Annotated in this window: 2 protein-coding genes; both read left to right on the forward strand. The window is 70.2% G+C overall.

Annotated elements, in window-relative coordinates:
* A partial coding sequence (locus tag AC1DWF_RS32475) for a RidA family protein (protein ID WP_476842633.1) occupies positions 1-250 on the forward strand: 250 nt, incomplete at its 5' end.
* A gap of 2 nt (positions 251-252) precedes the next feature.
* Positions 253-954, forward strand: coding sequence for a carboxymuconolactone decarboxylase family protein (locus AC1DWF_RS32480; protein ID WP_476842634.1), 702 nt, complete (start codon positions 253-255; stop codon positions 952-954).
* Positions 955-1,047 lie beyond the last annotated feature (93 nt).

Consider the following 1,047-nt stretch of genomic DNA (forward strand, 5'->3'; position numbering starts at 1 on the left):
CTGCACCCTGTCCACGCTGCGGACTTATCTCGGCACGCTGAACCCGATCGTGCGGGTGGTGCGCGTGATCGGCTTCATCAACTGCGCGCCCGGCTTCAACACGCCGTCGGACGTGCTGCACGGCTTCTCCGACCTGATGATCGACGTCTTCGGCGAAGCGGGCCGCCACACGCGCTCGGCCATCGGCGTGGCCGAGCTCTACGCCGACATGCCCATCGAGGTCGAAGCGCTGTTCGAAGTGGGGAGCTGACCATGGAGATGCCCAGTGCCGCGGAGGTGGAGCGCCGCCTCGCGGAGGTGCGCGCCAAGCGCGGCTACCTCCTGCCGCATCACGGCATGCTGGCCATCGCCGCACCCGGCCTGCTGGCGGGCTATGACGCCGCTTACACTGCGCTGGCGCTGACGCCGCGCTTCCTGGACGAGCGGCCGAAGGAATTCATCTGGCTCGCGGTGCTGACGGCCTGCGACGAAGGCATCGCGACCCACCACATCGCCAAGTTCCGCAACGCGGGTGGCGGGGATGCGGAGATCGAGCTGGCCGTGCGCCTCGCTGCCTTCGCCGAGGGCGCGCCGCGCTTCGCCTTCGCGGCCGAGAAATGGGGCCACCATCTGCCCGCCTATGACCGCGCCACCGCCTATCGCGCGGCGCTGGATGCGCTGCAGGCTGGCAGCGGCGTCTCCCGCGGGCTGGTGGAGGTGACACTGGCCGCGGTCCACACCACGCGCAAGGGCTGGTGGGAGCTCGCCCTGCACATCAGGGGCGCCTATGCCGAGGGCGTGCCCGAGATGGAGCTGGCCGAGGGCATCTCCTACGCCATGTTCCCCGGCAGCATCCCCAACTTCGTGGATGCCTGCGGCGTCTGGCAGGGGCTGATTGCGCGCGGCGAGGTTCCGGCCTCCGAGGCCTTCCGGCTCTGGGGCGCGGATGCGGCGGATCAGGCGGGGTTCGGCTGATGCACTTCATCGTGCCGAAGGGGATGGAGCATTTCCCCCGGGAATCCGGCTACGCGCCGGCGGTGGCCGAGGGCGGCTTCCTCTTCCTCGCGG

This window comes from Aminobacter sp. P4_D5, assembly GCF_056401815.1.

Excerpts from the sequence above, each read along its gene's own strand:
- AC1DWF_RS32480 (WP_476842634.1), top strand. The coding sequence starts at position 253 with ATGGAGATGCCCAGTGCCGCGGAGGTGGAGCGCCGCCTCGCGGAGGTG.